The sequence below is a fragment of the Campylobacter sp. BCW_4341 genome (assembly GCF_001764255.1).
Lineage (GTDB): Bacteria > Campylobacterota > Campylobacteria > Campylobacterales > Campylobacteraceae > Campylobacter_D > Campylobacter_D jejuni.
In genome coordinates this window covers 1-2,944 of the sequence record NZ_MKAH01000035.1, presented here as the reverse complement: position 1 = coordinate 2,944, position 2,944 = coordinate 1, and the positions used below count along the sequence as shown (strand labels likewise).

Genomic DNA, 2,944 nt, shown 5'->3' with positions numbered 1-2,944 from the left:
TATCAAGATGAAATGCAAATAAACGATATAAAAACGACTTTTTTAGTCAATTTTCTTAATTATTTAGAAAATAATTCAAAAAATGGCAATAAACTATCAAAAAAAACAAAAATAACTTATTTGAGAGTATTAACTAGCTTTTTTTATAAGCGATAATAATGATGATTTGTTTATTTTTTCCTTTGATATGAAGAAAATTAGATTTAGAACAGAAAAATCAGAAGAAAAATTAAATTATCTTAATGAAAATGAAATTATAAGGCTAAATAATGTTTTAGAGAAAGAAAAAGCAAAAAAAGAAGTTTATAATAGTTTTAGAAACTCTTTACTGATAAAACTTATGCTTTATGGAGGACTTAGAATTTCTGAAGCTTTAAATGTAAAACTTTGTGATTTTGAAGAGGTTGAAGATGAAATATTAAAAATATCCATAATAGGCAAGGGCGGTAAAGAACAATTTGCATTTATTAAAAAAGAAGAAGTGGATGATGAGCTTGAATATTTTAAAGAAAATATCCAAGATAGTGATTACATAATGCAAACTAGCACAGGAAAACATTTAAATAGAAGCAATGCTTTTTTGATTGTAAATAATATTTACGCTAAAGCTTTGATCAGCAAAAAAGGACTTCATTTGCTTAGACACACTTTAGCCATGAGATTAACAGCCAAAGGAACAAACCTTGTGGTCATACAAAAAATTCTAAGACATGCAAATCTAAATACTACTACTATATATGCCAAAGCAACAAATGATACAATAAAAGCTGCGTTATTGAATAATTAATTTTTCTAAAATTGAGTATTTGCATAGACTTCAAGAAGAAGTCTATGTGTTTAAAATTGTTCTAATAAAAGCTTAGGCTCTCCGCCAAGTATTTTGATGAAATTTGCAATTCTTGATTGTATTATTTCTACGGAATACATACCTCCTAAACCGCCTAAAGTATAAAATAATTCTTCGAAAATGTCTTCTTTGTTAAATTCAAGTTCTTCTATGTCAATAAGATCAGGAGTTCGGCTACATTTTTGTAAATTTTGATATATTTTGACTAAAATCTTGATTTTTTGTAGATTACTTTCAGCCTCTAAATAAGAATTTAAGTGTATTATTAGGGTTTTTATGAGTTTTTCTCTATTTTCTCTATTTTCAAAAAACTCAAGAGGACTGTGATTTATAGTTAAAATAACCAAAAGAATATACTTGAAAAATTAATAATACAAAAAACATATACTTTTTAAAAAAATAAAATTTTTCAAATATAGAAATTCAATAGAAGGAGAGAAGCTTAGTTAAAAGTTTGTTTGGTAAGCCAAAGGGAAAATTATAACCCCCTTTAAAAAAGGGAAAACAAGTGTTAATAACACTTGACTATAATTATACAAAGTAGTATAATTATTACTATAATTTTGTTTAACATTCTGTATCACCTCCTTTTTGGGTGTGATTGAATGCTAAAGGGGTTGCCGCCCCTTTGGCATTAACCCTTATGCAATTATACCAAAAACAAACTCTTTAACTTCTTAAAACAGTCCATGAAAAGATTTTACTTGTTATTCTTTAGCACTTTGTTTTTTGCACCTTCATTTTTATTTGGTGCAAATATTGAAAATATAAAAAAATATAGAAATTCAATAGAAGGAGAGAAGCTTAGTTAAAAGTTTGTTTGATACCGCAGGTAACCCACTCCAGTTGCCCCAAAAATTGAGCTTGGTTAATATGCCTTGACTATAAATAAACAAAGCAGTATAATAACCACTAGAATGAGTTTTATGTACCTCCTTTCAGGGGTTTCACAATTTAGCCGTAGGGGGTCAGCCTGCGGCTTAAACCCTTAATGTAATTTACCAAACAAACTCTTTAACTTCTGAAACAATTTATGAAAGATTTTTGTATAAGTTTTAATATTTTATATGAAAATTTAGGTGTAAGCTATAAACAAGAAGCCTTTCGAGCTAGCTAAGAATACTTGGCTTTAGTTAGGAACCTCCTACTTCTAAGCGTTAGCGAAAGTAGGAGTAATTCACAGTTTTCATTGTTTTAAAATTTTTCTCTTCGTTATTAATAGATAATTTCGATATATCATATCTATCCCAAAAGATAAGCTCTAAAGGTCGTTGTAAAAAATGATAAGTTAAGCTTATAAAAATAATCAAAGCTATAAGCACACCACAAGGTATATAAAATTTTTTAAGTTTGTAGAAGGGTTTATTCATTGTTTATCCTTTATTACTCTGCTTTAATCTCTCCACCTTTAACCACAAGTCCATTAGAGTCTATAGTTACTTCAACTCCACCTGCTTTAATGATAACACAATCAGGTTTTGCATTAATAATTGTTTCTCCTACCTGTATAGTCGCTTCGCTATCGGCTTTTAACTCATGAATAGTTTTTGCATAAGTTGTGATATTATCAGCTACCATGCTTGTATTTTTATCACTTTCAAATCCTATGGATTCATTACTTGTAAAAAGAATATTATCTTTGCTTTTATAATCCATCTTTTTCTCGCTTAACACTTGCATTTTATCGCTGATATTAATATCATAATGCCCCTCAACCACCTCCTTTTTATTTCCCTTCACATTCCTTATCTCATCCTTATGAATAATAGTGTTTTGATTAGCACCTATTTCTATATCTTTGTTTTCTCCTACAAACTCATGAGAGTTTTTAGCCACTCTTACTTTATTATCTACTCCTACATTTAAGGTATTGCTTAATCCTACTATGGTATCTTTAGATAAGCCTACATTAGTTAAGTATTCTCCTCCTACATTGACATTTTTAGCTAAGTCTATGGTTTGAGTATGAATCTTTTTAATCCTTTCATTATAAATTCCATCTACCTTAGAATCTTTATCATTTAAGATTCTTTGAGTGAAATTATGCTGGACTAATTCATCATAATCCTTTTGGGCTTTTAAATAAATTTGTTCTTT

3 protein-coding genes and 1 pseudogene are annotated in these 2,944 nt (G+C 28.4%); 1 reads left to right on the top strand and 3 read right to left on the bottom strand.

Annotation, left to right across the window (positions count from 1 at the left end; genetic code table 11):
• Positions 1-787: pseudogene (locus AJN70_RS05675) on the top strand (tyrosine-type recombinase/integrase); the annotation flags it as partial.
• A 50-nt stretch (positions 788-837) separates the two neighbouring features.
• Here the strand turns inward: AJN70_RS05675 and AJN70_RS05670 are convergent.
• The 3 genes from AJN70_RS05670 to AJN70_RS05660 all read right to left on the bottom strand — a co-directional run.
• On the bottom strand, positions 838-1,188 hold the full coding sequence (locus AJN70_RS05670) for a hypothetical protein (RefSeq protein ID WP_070295589.1): 351 nt from the start codon (positions 1,186-1,188) through the stop codon (positions 838-840).
• Between the two features lie 816 nt (positions 1,189-2,004).
• Positions 2,005-2,217 (bottom strand): hypothetical protein, encoded by a 213-nt coding sequence (locus AJN70_RS05665; protein WP_070295588.1) that lies wholly within the window; start codon positions 2,215-2,217, stop codon positions 2,005-2,007.
• 13 nt (positions 2,218-2,230) lie between these two features.
• On the bottom strand, positions 2,231-2,944 hold a 714-nt coding region (locus tag AJN70_RS05660; RefSeq protein ID WP_070295587.1), incomplete at its 5' end, for a bacteriophage T4 gp5 trimerisation domain-containing protein.

Excerpts from the sequence above, each read along its gene's own strand:
- AJN70_RS05665 (WP_070295588.1), bottom strand. The coding sequence starts at position 2,217 with ATGAATAAACCCTTCTACAAACTTAAAAAATTTTATATACCTTGTGGT.